13 protein-coding genes are annotated in these 14,575 nt (G+C 69.8%); 8 read left to right on the top strand and 5 right to left on the bottom strand.

What is annotated here, in order from left to right:
• Positions 1 to 31: 31 nt before the first annotated feature.
• Positions 32 to 2,218, top strand: coding sequence for an excinuclease ABC subunit UvrB (gene uvrB / locus PK98_RS00895; protein ID WP_039093584.1), 2,187 nt, complete (start codon positions 32 to 34; stop codon positions 2,216 to 2,218).
• Between the two features lie 31 nt (positions 2,219 to 2,249).
• Here the strand turns inward: uvrB and PK98_RS00890 are convergent, their stop codons facing one another.
• Positions 2,250 to 3,245: an alpha/beta fold hydrolase gene (locus PK98_RS00890; RefSeq protein WP_039093583.1), complete on the bottom strand. Its 996-nt coding sequence runs from the start codon at positions 3,243 to 3,245 to the stop codon at positions 2,250 to 2,252.
• A gap of 75 nt (positions 3,246 to 3,320) precedes the next feature.
• Here PK98_RS00890 and PK98_RS16600 point away from each other — a divergent pair, with 75 nt between their 5' ends.
• A complete protein-coding gene (locus PK98_RS16600; protein WP_052207837.1) occupies positions 3,321 to 3,905 on the top strand; it encodes a hypothetical protein in 585 nt (194 codons plus the stop codon).
• Between the two features lie 16 nt (positions 3,906 to 3,921).
• On the opposite strand, the gene PK98_RS00880 is transcribed toward PK98_RS16600, so the two are convergent.
• Positions 3,922 to 5,934, bottom strand: a complete 2,013-nt coding sequence (locus PK98_RS00880; protein ID WP_235425347.1) for a protein-disulfide reductase DsbD family protein — start codon at positions 5,932 to 5,934, stop codon at positions 3,922 to 3,924.
• A 40-nt stretch (positions 5,935 to 5,974) separates the two neighbouring features.
• Here PK98_RS00880 and PK98_RS00875 point away from each other — a divergent pair, with 40 nt between their 5' ends.
• Positions 5,975 to 7,189 carry an FAD-dependent monooxygenase gene (locus tag PK98_RS00875; protein WP_039093581.1) on the top strand — a complete coding sequence of 405 codons (1,215 nt, stop codon included), beginning with the start codon at positions 5,975 to 5,977 and terminating at the stop codon, positions 7,187 to 7,189.
• Here the strand turns inward: PK98_RS00875 and PK98_RS00870 are convergent.
• Genes PK98_RS00870 through hemC form a run of 3 tightly spaced genes read right to left on the bottom strand, consistent with a single transcriptional unit; the run spans position 7,175 to position 9,722 of the window.
• The gene (locus tag PK98_RS00870; protein WP_235425346.1) at positions 7,175 to 8,134 is read right to left on the bottom strand and encodes an MICOS complex subunit MIC60; all 960 of its coding nucleotides are present in this window, start codon (positions 8,132 to 8,134) and stop codon (positions 7,175 to 7,177) included. The two genes, PK98_RS00875 and PK98_RS00870, sit on opposite strands and share 15 nt — an antisense overlap.
• Positions 8,134 to 8,829 (bottom strand): uroporphyrinogen-III synthase, encoded by a 696-nt coding sequence (locus PK98_RS00865; RefSeq protein WP_039093579.1) that lies wholly within the window; start codon positions 8,827 to 8,829, stop codon positions 8,134 to 8,136. The genes PK98_RS00870 and PK98_RS00865 overlap by 1 nt, the downstream gene beginning before the upstream one ends.
• Positions 8,826 to 9,722 carry a hydroxymethylbilane synthase gene (hemC, locus tag PK98_RS00860; RefSeq protein WP_081995977.1) on the bottom strand — a complete coding sequence of 299 codons (897 nt, stop codon included), beginning with the start codon at positions 9,720 to 9,722 and terminating at the stop codon, positions 8,826 to 8,828. The genes PK98_RS00865 and hemC overlap by 4 nt, the downstream gene beginning before the upstream one ends.
• Positions 9,723 to 9,772: 50 nt before the next feature.
• Between hemC and tsaD the strand changes: the two genes are divergently transcribed.
• The 5 genes from tsaD (at position 9,773) to PK98_RS00835 (ending at position 14,513) form a co-directional block, all read left to right on the top strand.
• Positions 9,773 to 10,807, top strand: coding sequence for a tRNA (adenosine(37)-N6)-threonylcarbamoyltransferase complex transferase subunit TsaD (gene tsaD / locus PK98_RS00855; RefSeq protein WP_039096061.1), 1,035 nt, complete (start codon positions 9,773 to 9,775; stop codon positions 10,805 to 10,807).
• A complete protein-coding gene (locus tag PK98_RS00850; protein WP_039093576.1) occupies positions 10,804 to 11,793 on the top strand; it encodes an NAD(P)H-dependent glycerol-3-phosphate dehydrogenase in 990 nt (329 codons plus the stop codon). The genes tsaD and PK98_RS00850 overlap by 4 nt, the downstream gene beginning before the upstream one ends.
• A gap of 38 nt (positions 11,794 to 11,831) precedes the next feature.
• Positions 11,832 to 13,364, top strand: a complete 1,533-nt coding sequence (locus tag PK98_RS00845) for a lipopolysaccharide biosynthesis protein (protein WP_052208315.1) — start codon at positions 11,832 to 11,834, stop codon at positions 13,362 to 13,364.
• 39 nt (positions 13,365 to 13,403) lie between these two features.
• Positions 13,404 to 14,045 (top strand): hypothetical protein, encoded by a 642-nt coding sequence (locus tag PK98_RS00840; protein ID WP_039093575.1) that lies wholly within the window; start codon positions 13,404 to 13,406, stop codon positions 14,043 to 14,045.
• Between the two features lie 84 nt (positions 14,046 to 14,129).
• Entirely contained in the window at positions 14,130 to 14,513 is a 384-nt protein-coding gene (locus tag PK98_RS00835) for a response regulator (RefSeq protein ID WP_039093574.1), read from the top strand.
• The last annotated feature ends 62 nt before the right edge of the window (positions 14,514 to 14,575 follow it).

Below are 14,575 nucleotides of genomic sequence, written 5' to 3'. Positions count from 1 at the left end.
ACCGGCCGCCCACCCTGCCCATATTGCCGCCATGGCCGAACTCGTCATCCGCCGCGGGCTGCAGGAGCCCGACACCTCCGGCAATTTCGTACCCCACAAGCCTGCCCGGCCCGAGAAATCGGAAGGCGGCCGGCGGTTCGATCTGGTCAGCGAATACAGCCCCAGCGGCGACCAGCCGCGCGCGATCGGCGAGATCGTCGCCGCCACGCGCGAAGGCGAGCAGACGCAGGTGCTGCTGGGCGTGACCGGCAGCGGCAAGACATTCACCATGGCCAAGGTGATCGAGGAACTGCAGCGCCCCGCGCTGATCCTGGCACCCAACAAGATCCTGGCGGCGCAGCTCTACGGGGAGTTCAAAAGCTTCTTCCCCAACAATGCGGTCGAGTATTTCGTCAGCTATTACGACTACTACCAGCCCGAAGCCTACGTCCCCCGGTCCGACACCTATATCGAGAAGGAAAGCTCGGTTAACGAGGCGATCGACCGGATGCGCCACTCGGCCACCCGCGCCCTGCTGGAACGGGACGACGTGATCATCGTCGCTTCCGTGTCCTGCCTGTACGGCATCGGCTCGGTCGAGACCTACTCAGCGATGATTTTCGACCTGAAGGCGGGCGAGACGCAGGACCAGCGTGAGATCATCCGCAAGCTGGTGGCGCTGCAATACAAGCGCAACGACATCAACTTCGCGCGCGGGTCGTTCCGCGTGCGCGGCGACAATCTGGAACTGTTCCCCAGCCACCTGGAAGACACCGCCTGGCGCATCAGCTTCTTCGGTGACGAGATCGAGGAGATCGCCGAGTTCGATCCGCTGACCGGCGCCAAGGGGCAGGTGCTGCCCAAGGTGCGCGTGTTCGCCAATTCGCACTACGTCACCCCGGGGCCGACCATGCAGCAGGCGGCGCAGGCGATCCGCTTCGAGCTGCAGGAGCGGCTGAAGGAACTGCACGAGGAAGGGCGCCTACTGGAAGCCCAGCGGCTGGAACAGCGGACCAATTACGACCTGGAGATGATCGCCGCGACCGGCAGCTGCAACGGGATCGAGAACTACAGCCGGTTCCTGACCGGCCGCCTGCCGGGGGAGCCGCCGCCGACCCTGTTCGAATACATCCCCGAGAATGCGCTGCTGTTCGTGGACGAGAGCCACCAGACCGTGCCGCAGGTCGGCGCGATGGCCAAGGGCGACCATCGGCGCAAGATCACGCTGGCGGAGTACGGCTTCCGCCTGCCCTCCTGCATCGACAACCGGCCGCTGCGTTTCAACGAGTGGGATGCGATGCGCCCGCAGACCATCGCCGTGTCCGCCACGCCCGGCGACTGGGAGATGGACCAGACCGGCGGCGTGTTCGCCGAACAGGTCATCCGGCCTACCGGGCTGATCGACCCGCCCATCGAGATCAAGCCGGTCGAGGACCAGGTGCAGGACTGCATTGCCGAGTGCAAGGCAACCGCCAAGCTGGGCTACCGCACGCTGGTCACCACCCTGACCAAGCGCATGGCGGAGGATCTGACCGAGTTCATGCACGAGCAGGGCGTGCGGGTCCGCTACATGCATTCCGATGTGGAGACGCTGGAACGGATCGAGCTGATCCGTGACCTGCGCCTGGGCGTTTATGATGTGCTGATCGGCATCAACCTGCTGCGCGAAGGACTCGATATCCCCGAATGCGGGCTGGTGTGCATCCTGGATGCGGACAAGGAAGGCTTCCTGCGGTCCGAAACCTCGCTGATCCAGACTATCGGCCGGGCCGCGCGCAACGTCGAAGGGCGTGTGATCCTGTATGCCGACCGCGTCACGGGCAGCATGGAACGCGCCATCGCCGAAACCGACCGTCGACGCGAAAAGCAGCGCGAGTACAACGAGGAACACGGGATCACCCCGCAGACCATTCGCCGTGGCATCGCCGATATCGTCGCGCACACCGCCGCGCAGGATGGTGTGCTGATCGGCACCGGTGATGACGAGCGCAACAACCTCGTCGGCCACAATCTGCGATCGTATATCGAGGACCTGGAGAAGCGCATGCGCAACGCCGCGGCGAACCTGGAGTTCGAGGAAGCCGGTCGCCTGCGCGACGAGATCCGCCGGCTGGAGAACGACGAGCTCGGCCTGCCCGATACCGAGAAGAAGGCGCCGCTGGTGGGCCGCAGCAACGAGGGCAAGCCGGGCACCCGCAAGATGCGATACGGCAAGACGCAGAAGAAGTGGGGGAAGTAGCGGCAGGCCGCGCCGCCCCCCTCCTCCTCGATTACTGTCGGGCCAGCACTTCCGAGAGCAGCCACTGGAACTCCTCCGGTCGCTGCACCATCGGCGAGTGGCCCACCCCGGCCATTTCCACCAGGTCGGCCCTGGGGAAGCGCTTCAACGCCGCTTCCGCAGCCTGCGGAACCGTGGCGATCGTCACGCCATCCGGCGCGGTATTGCCGCGGAAGGCGGTAAGGTCTTCCTGCCCGATGATCAGCGTGACCGGCACCGTCACCTGTTCCAGCCGGTGTGCGGTCGGCTGCGTCTGGATCATGTCCGACAGCCGGGCCTGCGCGTCGCGCACACGGTCGCCACCACCGGTGGCATACTGGCCAGCCAGCATGTCCACCCAGCGCTGGTACTCAGGTGTCCAGTCGCCGCCATAATAGACCCGCTGCTGATAGGCGCGGATGCTCGCTGCATCGGTCTTCGCCTCCTCCGCCAGCAACGCACCCGGCGGAGCGTAGGGCGCGCCTTCCGCGATTGGGTCGTTCAGTCCCAGCGGGTTCACCAGCACCAGCCGCTTCACCTGATCCGGAAACAGCAGGGCGTGATGCAGCGCCAGCATCCCGCCGGTCGAATGCCCCACCAGCACCGGCCGCTCCACGCCAGCCTGCTGCAGCAGGTCGCGCGTCAGGGTGGCCAGCTGCGCAAAACTGTACTGGAATCCCGCGGGCTTGGACGATTTGCAGAACCCGATCTGGTCGGGCACGATCACCCGCCAGCCCTGTGCGCTGAGCGCGCGCGCCGTCTCCACCCAGGTCCCGGCGCAGAAATTCTTGCCGTGCAGCAGCACCAGCGTCTCCACCCGTGCCTGCCCTGCCGGCGGGAAGTCGAGCCAAGCCATGCGCACCTTGTGGCCCTGGGCCTCCGCCTCGAACCAGTGGACCGGTGCGCCATAGTCGAACCGCTCCAGATCCTGGCCCAGGGGCATGGTCTCCTGCGCCGGGGCGGCGGCTGGCAGGGCAAGGCAGGCGAGCGCGAATGCAAGGCGTTTCATGCCCCTTCAACCGCCCGGCATCGTGGCGGTTTCACCACCGCTTGCATCGGCGCGGCCGGGCCGCCATGGGGCCGCATGATCCGCCGCATCGCCTGCCGTCTGTCCCTGCTCGCCCTGATCCTCCTGCCCGCTGCCTGCGGGGGTGAAAGCGACGGGGAGTCACGCCGGTTCACCCGCGAACAGACGCATGGCAACACCGATGCGATACTGCCCAGCCCGGATACGTCGAACGCGGGGTGGATGGTCAGCGCCAACGGACAGTCGATCGCCTTCGGCAACAAGGGTGCGGAGCCGTTCCTCACCCTTACCTGCCGCCTGCGCGACAATCCGCAGCGGCTGGCCATCGTGCGTCATGTGCCTGCCCGTCCGGGCCAGCAAGCGCTGTTCCCGGTGATCGGCAATGGCGCGATCTCCCGCTTCAAGGTCGATGCCGCGCTGGTCGACGGCAAGTGGCGCTGGCAGGGGGCGGTGGACGCCACCGATCCGCAGCTGTCGGTCTTCGCCGGACCGCGCACCATCGAGGCGACGCTGCCCGGCGGCGGCACCTTGCTGGTCGGCGCCAGCCGCATCCCGGCGGAATTCGTCCGCTGGTGCCGCGCCGGCGGGGCGATGAAACGGGCGCAGCAGGTGGAGCAGGCGGTCGAGGCGCTGGACCAGTAGGGCCGGACCGGGCCCCTCAGCCCCCCGCCAGCGCCGGCAAGGTCCCTGGCCGCAAGACCTGCGGCAGCACCTCCGCATCCGCACCCGGCGCATACCACAGGTAGAGCGGCACGCCCGCCACGCCATGCTGCGTCAGAAAGCGGGTGATGGCCGGATCGCTGCGCGTCCAGTCTCCGCGTAGCGCCACCACGCCCGCCTGCTCGAAGGCGGCGCGGGTCGCCTCCCGTTCAATGGCGGCGCTTTCGTTGACCTTGCAGGTCAGGCACCAGTCGGCCGTGAACCACACGAAGACCGGCTTGCCGCTCGCCCGGGCCTGCGCCAGCGCCGCCTCGCTGAAGGGCTGAGCCGCCAGCAGCCCGCCCTCGTCACGCGCCGCCGGGGTGGTCTGCGCGAACGGCAGCAGCGCCACGGCCATGATCGACAGGGCAGCAGCGCCGGCAAGCTTCAGCCGGTCACCGCGCTGCCACAGCACCAGCAGCGCAACGACAAGCACCGCCAGCACCAGCGTGAGCAGCGCAAAGCCGGTGCCCCCCAGCCGCCACGCCAGCCAGAGCAGCGCCAGCGCGGTCAGCCCCATCGGCACCGCCAGCACGCGCTGCAACCGCGCCATCCATGCGCCCGGCCGCGGCAGCACCCGCCGCAACGCCGGCACGAAGCCGAGCAGGAGGAACGGCAGCGCCAGCCCCAGGCCCAGCGTGGCGAACAGCACCAGCCCCTGCCACGGGGGCAGCAGCAGCGCCGCGCCCATCGCCGCGGCCATGAAGGGCCCGGTGCACGGCGTCGCCACAAAGGCGGCCAGCAGGCCGGTGGCAAAGGCGCTGGACCGGCCGCCCGACCGGGTTACGGACAGCGATGGCAGTTCATACAGGCCGGCCAGATTGGCGGCGATTGCCACGCTCAGCACCAGCAGCGCCGCCACTACACCGGGCTGCTGCAGCTGGAACGCCCAGCCGATTTCGCTGCCGCCGGCGCGCAAGGCCAGCAGCAGTCCGCCCAAGGCCAGGCAGGCCAGCAATACGCCGGCGGTATAAGCGACCCCTTCCCGCCGCGCGCCCGTCGCACTCTCCCCGGCGCGGGCCAGGGTCAGCGCCTTGAGGCTGAGGATCGGGAACACACACGGCATCAGGTTCAGGATCAGCCCGCCCAGCAGCGCCCCGCCGACCAGCAGCCAGAACGGCGCGTCCACCATGGCCTGGTTGCCCACCGGCTCGCCACCCGCGGGCACCACGCCGGCGGTGCCGCTGAACCGCAGGCCTTGGGCTGCTCCGCCCAAGGTCAGAACCCCCTCGATCACCTGTGGGCTGGCATTGAGTCCTGCCCGTGGCAGCTCCGCGATCAGCATGTTGCCGTTGCGGAAGAAGCGCTGGTCACCGCCATAATCCACCAGCTGTTCCGTCTGCAGGAACAGATGCGGCGCCTCCAGCGGTGCGTCGCCGGGCAGCGGGATCGCGATACGCAGCGCATTGCCGGTCAACTGGAAGCGCGCCGGCTGGTCGATCAGGGCCGGCATGGCCGCACGCCACCCGTCAAAGCGCGTGTCGCGTTGCGGTTCGGGCAGGCCGGAGCCCGCGACCGCCAGCCGCAATGTCAGGTTCGCGCTTTCCGGCACGCAGATCTGGTCGGTGCAGGCCAGCCATTCGGCATGCACCTCGACCGGTACGATGCCGCTGGCACCCGCCGGCACGTTCACCGGCAGCAGCACGGCATAGGGCCCGGCATAGACATGGTTCATCAGGCCGCCGATCAGCAGGCGTTGCGGCACCGGGTATTGCGGTTCCCCCACGCTCCAGCCCGGTGGCACGGTCCATTCCAGCCGCATGCCGTACCCAGCATCGCCCGGATTGGACCAGTAGCCGTGCCAGCCTGCTTCCGGCCGGAAGGCCAGCGCCAGCGTGACTTGCCCGCCCGGCACTGCCGCCTGCTCGGCCGCGAGTTCGGCTGCGATATGCGTCGGGGGCGCAACCTGCGCGTGAACAGGAACGGTCCAGAGGATCAGCAGCGCCAGCAGGCACCGTATCACTGCCATCATGCTTGCGCCCATAGTGTCTGTGCCTCTAGGGCTCTGCCTCATGGCGGACAAGCGCGAACTCCTGATCCTGGGCGGTGGGCTGGTGGGCATGACGCTGGCGCTGGCCGCGGCCCGCAAGGGAATGACCAGTCACGTGGTCGACCGCGCCGACATGGCCGAACTGACGGCCGACGGTTTCGACGGTCGCGCCAGTGCGATCAGCACGGCCAGCTGGAACCTGTTCACCAACCTGGGCATCGCCGAAGGGCTGGAGCCGCTGGGCTGCCCGATCACCTCCATCGCCGTGACCGATGCGATGCGGCCCGGCCGGATCGACTTCCAGCCGGAGCCGCACGAAGGCACGCTGGGCCGCATGTTCGCCAATCGCGACCTGCGCCTGGCCCTGTTCCGCGCGGCCGAGCGCGAACCGCTGGTCCGGTGGCACCAGAAGGCGCATGTCGTCGCCCGCGAACGAGGCGAGCATGGCGTCGCCGCCACGCTCGCCGACGGCACCCGGCTGGAAGCGGCGCTGATGGTGGCGGCCGAAGGGCGGCAATCGCCCACGCGGGAAGAAGCCGGCATCACCGTTGCCCGGTGGGACTACCGGCATCGCGCGATAATCGCCGGGCTGATCCACGAACGCCCGCATGGCGGCGTCGCGTGGGAGATCTTCTACTCGGCCGGGCCCTTCGCCCTGTTGCCGTTGCAGGATGATGCGCAGGGCCGCCATCGCAGTGCGCTGGTGTGGACGGTCAGCGAGGATGATGCGGCCGGCGTGCTGGCGCTGTCCCCGCGCGCCTTCCTGGCGGAGGTGAGCAAGCGTATGGGCGGCATGTTCGGCGCGCTGGAACTGAACGGCCCGCGGGCCGGCTGGCCGCTTGGCTTCCATCATACGGCGAAGATCACCGCCGACCGGCTGGCGCTGGTGGGCGATGCCGGGCACGGCATCCACCCGATCGCCGGCCAGGGGTTCAACCTGGGCCTGCGGGACGTTGGTGCGCTGGTGCAGGTGCTCGCGGAAGGGCGCCGCCTCGGCCTGGACCCCGGCGATGCGCAGCTGCTGGCGCGGTACGAGACATGGCGCGGACTGGACACCTTCACCGTGGCGCTGGCGACGGACAGCCTGACCCGGCTGTTCGGCATTCCCGGCCGCCTGCCCAGCGTGGCGCGGCGGCTGGGCATGGGCGTGGTGCAGCGTACCCCTTCCCTGAAGCGCTGGTTCATGGACGAGGCGCGCGGCGTTTCCGGCGACCTGCCCGAACTATTGCGCGGCTGACGGCTCGCCCAGTGGCGGTTCCGCTGCCGGGCTCAGCTGCTCCACCGGTTGCCCGACGCCGTTGCGCAGGGTCCGCGCATCCAGGATTGCGGCCGTCTCCAGCAGGTCCAGCGCCTTCTGCGCGGCGGAGAAGCGGCGGGCATCGCCCAGCCAGTCGGCCGCGGTGCCGGCATTGGGCAGCAGCTGCACCTCCGCCATCGCGGAATCGATCCGGCCGGATTCGAGGAACAGCCGGGCGCGCTGCAGCCGCTGTTCGGCGGCGGGCGACGGCGTATCTTCCCGGCGGATCACGAACAGGTGCCCGGCCTCGCGCCGGATCCAGGTCCAAACGCCTTCGTCATCGGGCGCACCGGCCAGTCTGGTGTGCAGTCCGTCCAGCCGGGCGATCAGCTGATCGAGCGTGACGGGGTCGGCGGCCGCGGCAATCACCGTGCCGACGGCGTTCGGATGTCCGTCGGCAAAGCGCAGCCGCAACTGATCCGCCAGGTAGCCAAGCGGCGCGCCGCGATCGAGCGCCCGGCGCGCGGCAAACGCGATCAGCAATCCCTCTGCCCGCGCGGCATTGCCGGCGGCCGCCTCCGCCCGCAGATCCAGGCGGGCGAGCCGCTGCTCCAGATCGGCGAGGCGCGTCTCGATCGGCTCGGGCGGGAGCAGGGCCACCACTGGGCGCGGTGCCGTCGCGGGCATTGCCACTGCCGGTTTCGAAGGCTGCGCCGCCGGTTCGTCCAGCGTGAACAGGGTGCCATCCTGCAGCTGCTGCCGATGGTCGACCAGATAGATCGCCGCCGCGCCGACCAGGAACGAGCCGATCGCGAGGCCCAGCATGGCTCGCGTCCGACCGCTGCGCCGCGCCGGGCTGCCGGCAGGCTCATCGGCCGGGTAGCCGGCATCCATCATCGCGCCAAGCGGGCCAGTGCCCGTCCCGCCGTCTCCAAAACGATCCATCACCGCCAGTCTTGGCACAATTGGGCGGCCAGTGCCAGCAGTGCGGAATCGTTCGGCTGGCGCGCGTCGGCGACCTGGCGCCACCCCTGCCCCGCAGCCGCGGAGATGCGCGGGCCAAGAGTCGCCAGCGCCACTTGCCCGCGCGACAGGCCCATGCGCGTGAACTCGGCCGCGAGATGCGCGCTGGCGTCGGCGGAATGGAGCAGGACGATGCAGGGCCGCTGCAGCAGGGCCCGGAGATCGTCGTCACAGGGCTGCGGCACCACGTCATACACGGCCACGAAGGTGATCGCGGCACCGGGTGGCGGCACCACCGCCACATGGCTGCGCCCGCCCAGCCGCAGCAATCGCGCCGGGTTGCCGGGCTGTGTGTCGAGCACCTGCTGCAACCCGCCGGCACCGACCGCCTGCACGATCAGCCCGGCCTCCCGTGCCGCTTCCGCAGTGGCGGCGCCGACGCACAGCGCCGGTTTGCCCCGGTATTGCGCCAGGTGCGCCCCGCCATGGCGCAGGGCGTTTGCGCTGCCCAGCAGCAACGCATCGACCTGGGCAGGCGGAGGGGCGGACCAGGGCAGCGGCACCACGGCGAACAGCGGGTGGCCGTGGATCGGCAGGTCCAGCGCCGACCCGGCGGCGATAGTGGCGGCATTGCCGGGCTCGGGCCGGATGGCGATGACGGGCACGCAGCCGCTCATCCCGGTGGGCCGCTGAAATGCACCGCGATCCCCGGTGTCGCACGGGCCAGCAGGTCGGCCGCCAGCGCAGCGGGGTCGCTGCCTTGCCCCCACACCTTCTCCGCACCATCCGGGCTGAACAAGGCGGCGGTCACCATCGTGCCGTCGCACAGGACGGCGATCGGGCTGTGGCAATTGCCACCCAGCCCGGCCAGCAGCGCGCGCTCGGCCATCACCTCCACCCGGCTGGGCGTGTGGTCGATGGCGGCCAGCAAGTCCTGCACCCGCAGGTCGCCAGCCCGGCATTCCACGCCGATGGCCCCCTGTGACGGCGCCGGCAGCCAGTCTTCGGGATCGAGCGGATGGCCGACACCATCCTCGCCCAGCCGTTGCAGGCCGGCGGCCGCCAGGAAAGTGGCATCCACCTCCCCCGCCGCCAGCTTCGCCATGCGGGTTGCGACATTGCCGCGAAACGTCACCACCCGGCAATCGGGCCGCAGGTGCAGCAGCTGCGCCGCCCGCCGCGGGGCACTGGTGCCCACCACCGCCCCTTGCGGCAGGGCGGAGATGCTGGCCGCACCCAGCAGCCGGTCGCGCTTGTCCGCGCGCGGCAGGATCGCCGGCAGCGCCAGTTCCGGGGGACGCAGCGTCTCCACATCCTTCAGCGAATGCACCGCCCCATCGATGCGCCCTTCCGCCAGCCACGCATCCAGTTCGCGGGTCCACAGCGCCTTTCCGCCGATCTCGGCCAGCGAACGGTCCTGCACCTTGTCGCCGCTGGCGGTTACCGGGACCAGTTCGATGGCATCGGGCGAAATCCCGTGGGCTGTGGCCAGCCGGTCACGCGTTTCCTCCGCCTGCGCCATGGCGAGCGGCGAGCGACGGGTACCGAGGCGGAGAATGATTTCGGGCATTGCGGGTCCGCTTGCCCTAAAGCCGCTCTTTGTCCAAGGGCAAGAACACCATGCTGGTACTGGGTATTGAAAGCAGCTGCGACGAGACGGCCGCGGCGCTGGTCACCGCCGATCGCACGATCGTGGCGCAGGCGATCGCCAGCCAGGATGCGGACCATGCCCCCTTCGGCGGCGTGGTGCCGGAGATTGCGGCGCGCGCCCATGCCGAACGGCTGACTCCCATGATCGGGCGGGTGCTGGCGGAGGCTGGCATCACCCTGGCCGATTGCGATGCGATCGCCGCCACTGCCGGGCCGGGGCTGATCGGCGGGGTCATGGTCGGCCTGGTCACCGCCAAGGCGCTGGCCATGGCGGGCGACAAGCCGCTGCTGGCCGTGAACCACTTGGAAGGGCACGCGCTCAGCCCGCGCCTGGCCGATCCCGCGCTGGCCTTTCCCTATGCGCTGCTGCTGGTGTCGGGCGGTCATTGCCAGCTGTTGCGGGTGGACGGCGTGGGCCATTACGCCCGCATCGCCACCACCATCGACGACGCCCTGGGAGAGGCGTTCGACAAGACCGCCAAGATCCTGGGCCTTGGCTTCCCCGGCGGACCGGCGGTCGAGCGGCACGCCGCCATCGGCGATGCCCACGCCGTACCGCTGCCCCGCCCGCTGTTCGGCAGTGCCGAGCCGCATTTCAGCTTCGCCGGCCTGAAGAGCGCCGTATTGCGGGCGCATGACAGCGGCCGCCATGCCACAGCCGACATTGCCGCCAGCTTCCAGCAGGCCGCGATCGACTGCCTGCTGGATCGCACGCGGCGCGGGCTGGCCGGCATGGGCGCGGTCCGGGCGCTGGTCGTGGCGGGCGGGGTCGCCAGCAACCGCGCGGTGCGCGTCGCGCTGGAAGGTCTGGCGGCCGAGCAGGGATTGCGCTTCGTCGCCCCGCCGGCGGCACTGTGCACGGACAATGCGGCAATGATCGCCTGGGCGGGCATCGAACGGCTGCAGGCCGGCTTCACGCCCGATCCGCTGGACATCTCCGCCCGCCCGCGCTGGCCGCTCGACCCCGCGGCGGAGCCGGTGCGGGGCGCGGGGGTGAAGGGGTGAGCGTGATCAGCGTGATCGGCGCCGGCGCATGGGGCACCGCCCTGGCGCAGATGCTGGCCGCCAACGGCACGCCCGTGACCCTGTGGGCGCGGGAAGCCGGGCTGGCAGCGGCCATCAATAATGGCGACGGCAACCAGCCCTATCTGCCTGGCGCGATGCTGGCGCCCACCATCCACGCGACCGCCGATCTGGCGCAGGCAGGAGTGGCCGATATCGCATTGCTGGTGACCCCGGCGCAGCATCTGGGCAGCGTGCTGGCTGCCATGCCGGTGATCCCCCGTGACCTGGTGCTGTGCGCCAAGGGGATCGAGGCGGGATCCCTGCGGCTGCTGCATCAGGTTGCGCACGATGCCGCGCCGGGATCGGAGATCGCCGTCCTGTCCGGCCCGACCTTCGCACACGAGGTCGCCGCCGGCATGCCGACCGCCGTCACGCTGGCGTGCAGCGGTGGCGCGGCGCAATGGGCGCGGCTGGCCCCGGCCATCGCCCGGCGCACCTTCCGGCCCTACTACACTGACGATGTCGCCGGTGCCGAGGTGGGCGGCGCGATCAAGAACGTCCTCGCCATTGCCTGCGGCGTGGTGGACGGCCTCGGCCTCGGCCTCAACGCCCGCGCGGCGCTGATCTCGCGCGGCTATGCGGAGATGCTGCGCTTCGGCACGGCGCTGGGTGGCCGGGCGGAGACGCTGGCCGGGCTGTGCGGCCTGGGCGACCTGGTGCTGACCTGCTCCTCCACCGCCAGCCGCAATTTCAGCCTGGGCAAGGCGATGGGCGAAGGGCAGGCGCCCGCCGCCCTGCTGACCGACCGGCGCACCGTGGCCGAAGGTGCGCATACGGCACCCGTGCTGGCCGAACTTGCCGCCCTGCGGGGTATCGCCATGCCGATCTGCGATGCCGTGCATCGGCTGCTGCAAGGCGCACCGGCCCGTGCCATCGCCGACGAACTGCTCGCCCGCCCGCTGGCCGCCGAAGGGCTGCCCGGGTGACCCAGGCTGTGGATGCAAAGGAGCCGGCGGGCGGCGACATGGCGGCCCTGGCCAAGGGCGGCCGCACCAACCTGCTCGGCTTCATATTGCGGCTGGCGGCCCGCCTGCCCTTCCTGTTCATCGCCGGGCGCCTGTATGGCCCAGCCGAACTGGGGCGCTTCGCGTCTGCCGTCATCATCGTCGAAGTTTCGGCCATGCTGTGCACCATCGGCGAGAAGCGCGGACTGGCGCAGCGCCTGTCGGACGAGCCGGACGTGGCGGAGGGCGGGCGCCCGCCGCCGGCCGTGATCGCGGACGGTCTGCTGCTGGCGACAATCGCCGGCGGGCTGGCGGCGATCTGTCTGTGGCTGGTGCCCGCGCCGATGTTCCCCAGCGGCGACTTCTCCCGCTGGGACCGGCTGCTGGTGCTGGCGATACCCGCGCTGGCGCTGACGGAGATCGTGCTGGCGGCGCAGGCCTACCGCTTCGACATCGCGGCCACGGTGCGTGCGCGCGCGGTAGTGGAGCCGTGGACAATCAGCATCATGGCGGCAGTGCTGTGGTTCGTGCTGCCTGACAGCGGGCTGGCGCTGGCCTATCTCAGCAGCATCTATGCCGCGCTGCTGACGGCGTTGATCCCCTACAGCCGCAGCTATGGCCTTCCGCGTGGCTGGCGGCCGTCGCTGTCGCGCAGCAAGCGGCTGGTGGCGCGTGGCAGTCCGCTGGCGGCGGCCGACGCGATCGAATGGGGCACCCGCCGGCTGGACATCTTCATCCTGGGCCTGTTTGCGGTACCGGCTGCGGTCGGCATCTATTACGTGGCACAGCAGGTCGCCAGCCTGCCGCAGAAGCTGAAGACCAGTTTCGAACCGATCCTCGGCCCGGTGCTGACCCGCAAGCTGGCGGAAAAGGACTATGCCGGCATCGCCAAGCAGGTCTGCCAGGTCGGTTTCTGGATTACCGCGGCGCAGGCCGGTGTGTCGCTGGCGCTGGGGATCCCGGGGGAGGCAATCATGGGCATCGTCGGGCCGGGCTTCGTCGGCGGCAATGGCGCGCTGGCCTTCCTGCTGCTGGCGGAGGTGGTGGCGGCTACCGCGGTCGTGTCCGAAAGCGCGCTGGTCTATGTCGCGCGGCTGCGCAATCTATGGCTGTCGATCGCCACCATCGTGCTGCAGGGCGGGCTGACGGTCACCGCCATGCTGGTGGCCGACGCCTATGACCTGCCCGGCAGCTGGCGCGCGGCGCTGGCGGCGGCGTGCCTGATGGTGGCGCTGGCCGCGGCCTCGCTGGCCAAGGCGACGCTGCTCGGCCGGATCCTGGGTCACATGGTCAACAACTGGCGCTGGGCGCTGGTCTGGGCCGCGCTGGTGGCAACGGCCGTGGGGCAGATCGCCATCCGCCTGCCCGAATGGGCAGAGCTGGTGTTCGGCATCCCGATGATCCTGGCTGCCTATGGCTGGGTGATCTGGCGCAGGGGCTTCGGTCCGGAGGATCGCGTCCTGTTCACCCGCAAGCTGGCGAAGGAAGCCGAGGCCGACAGCACGGAGCCACTGGAATCGCCCAAGCCGCTGCGCGGGCCGGACCCGCTCTAGCTTGTCAGCCGCACCGGCTGCGCTCTACAGGAGGTGCCCATGACGCAATGGATCGAGGCCAACTGGCTGCTTGTCGTGATCGCGCTGGCCATCGCCGCGCTGATCTTGCTGTGGATCATCGCCGCAAACCGGCGCACGCGCGTGGACCTGAGCCGCGACGAGAGCACGGCTGATGCACCCGCCCGCCGTAACCAGGCGCTGATCGATGCGCCGCCAGCCGCCGGGCCTTCGCCGATCCCTGCACCAGCCGCCGCTCCTGCGCCATTCGCGCCCCCTGCGCCGTCCCCTGCCCCTGTTCCATCACCGGCGCCGTCCCCCGTCGCCGAGCCCGTGTCGATCCCGCTCGACGACATGGCGGGGGTGGAGGAGGCAATCCTGGCCGGCGCTACGGTGACGCCCCCGCCGCCGATGGTGGCGGACGTGCCGCAGCCTGCGCTCGATGGCCAAAGCGAATTGCTGCGGATCAAGGGCCTCGGCCCCAAGCTGGTGGACCAGCTGCAACTGCTCGGCATCACGCGGCTGGAACAGATCGCGGCGTGGGACGATGCCGAGATCGACCGCATCAACCCGCAGCTCGGCCGCTTCCAGGGCCGCATCCGGCGTGATGACTGGCCCTTGCAGGCCCGGTTGCTGGCAGCTGACGACATCGCCGGATATGAAGAACGCTTCGGCCGCGTATGATTGCGTACGGGGAACCTTCCCTCCCGCTGCCCTGTTCGTCCTGTCAAGCACTGGAGCACGCACCTGCTCCACAGGAGAACAATAATGGCGACGTTGAATAACGGACGGCCCAAGGTTCTGGTCGTGGAAGACGAGTTTATCATCGCACTGGACCTGTCCGAGACGGTCCGCGATCTCGGTTTCGAGCTGGATGGACCTTACGCCGACAAGGAACATGCGTTTGTGGCGATCGACCAGGACCTGCCGGATGCGGCGATTCTGGACGTCCACACCAGCGATGGAGAAGTGTTCCCGCTGGCCGATGCGCTGACGGCGGCGGGCGTGCCGATCATCTTCCATTCCGGCCATGTCACGCCGGGAGAGGTCCATGCCCGATACCCGCAGGCATGGGCCTGCACCAAGCCGTGTCCGCCCGATCACCTGATCGATGTACTGCGCGAGGCGGTGGAGCAGCATACCCGACATTGATCGGCCGATATGATTGGCGTCGGCGATTGGTTTCGCCGACGCCCGCCGCTATGGCCGCCCGT

It is taken from the genome of Croceibacterium mercuriale (assembly GCF_000802385.1).
Taxonomy (GTDB): domain Bacteria; phylum Pseudomonadota; class Alphaproteobacteria; order Sphingomonadales; family Sphingomonadaceae; genus Croceibacterium; species Croceibacterium mercuriale.
The sequence above is the reverse complement of the archived record's forward strand: the minus strand, read 5'-3'. Positions and strand labels throughout refer to the sequence as shown.

What these genes read in the sequence shown, in the direction of transcription:
- uvrB (WP_039093584.1), top strand. Translation starts at nt 32, where the DNA reads ATGGCCGAACTCGTCATCCGCCGCGGGCTGCAGGAGCCCGACACCTCC.
- PK98_RS00890 (WP_039093583.1), bottom strand. Translation starts at nt 3,245, where the DNA reads ATGAAACGCCTTGCATTCGCGCTCGCCTGCCTTGCCCTGCCAGCCGCC.
- PK98_RS16600 (WP_052207837.1), top strand. Translation starts at nt 3,321, where the DNA reads ATGATCCGCCGCATCGCCTGCCGTCTGTCCCTGCTCGCCCTGATCCTC.
- PK98_RS00880 (WP_235425347.1), bottom strand. Translation starts at nt 5,934, where the DNA reads ATGATGGCAGTGATACGGTGCCTGCTGGCGCTGCTGATCCTCTGGACC.
- PK98_RS00875 (WP_039093581.1), top strand. Translation starts at nt 5,975, where the DNA reads ATGGCGGACAAGCGCGAACTCCTGATCCTGGGCGGTGGGCTGGTGGGC.
- PK98_RS00870 (WP_235425346.1), bottom strand. Translation starts at nt 8,134, where the DNA reads ATGGATCGTTTTGGAGACGGCGGGACGGGCACTGGCCCGCTTGGCGCG.
- PK98_RS00865 (WP_039093579.1), bottom strand. Translation starts at nt 8,829, where the DNA reads ATGAGCGGCTGCGTGCCCGTCATCGCCATCCGGCCCGAGCCCGGCAAT.
- hemC (WP_081995977.1), bottom strand. Translation starts at nt 9,722, where the DNA reads ATGCCCGAAATCATTCTCCGCCTCGGTACCCGTCGCTCGCCGCTCGCC.
- tsaD (WP_039096061.1), top strand. Translation starts at nt 9,773, where the DNA reads ATGCTGGTACTGGGTATTGAAAGCAGCTGCGACGAGACGGCCGCGGCG.
- PK98_RS00845 (WP_052208315.1), top strand. Translation starts at nt 11,832, where the DNA reads ATGGCGGCCCTGGCCAAGGGCGGCCGCACCAACCTGCTCGGCTTCATA.
- PK98_RS00840 (WP_039093575.1), top strand. Translation starts at nt 13,404, where the DNA reads ATGACGCAATGGATCGAGGCCAACTGGCTGCTTGTCGTGATCGCGCTG.
- PK98_RS00835 (WP_039093574.1), top strand. Translation starts at nt 14,130, where the DNA reads ATGGCGACGTTGAATAACGGACGGCCCAAGGTTCTGGTCGTGGAAGAC.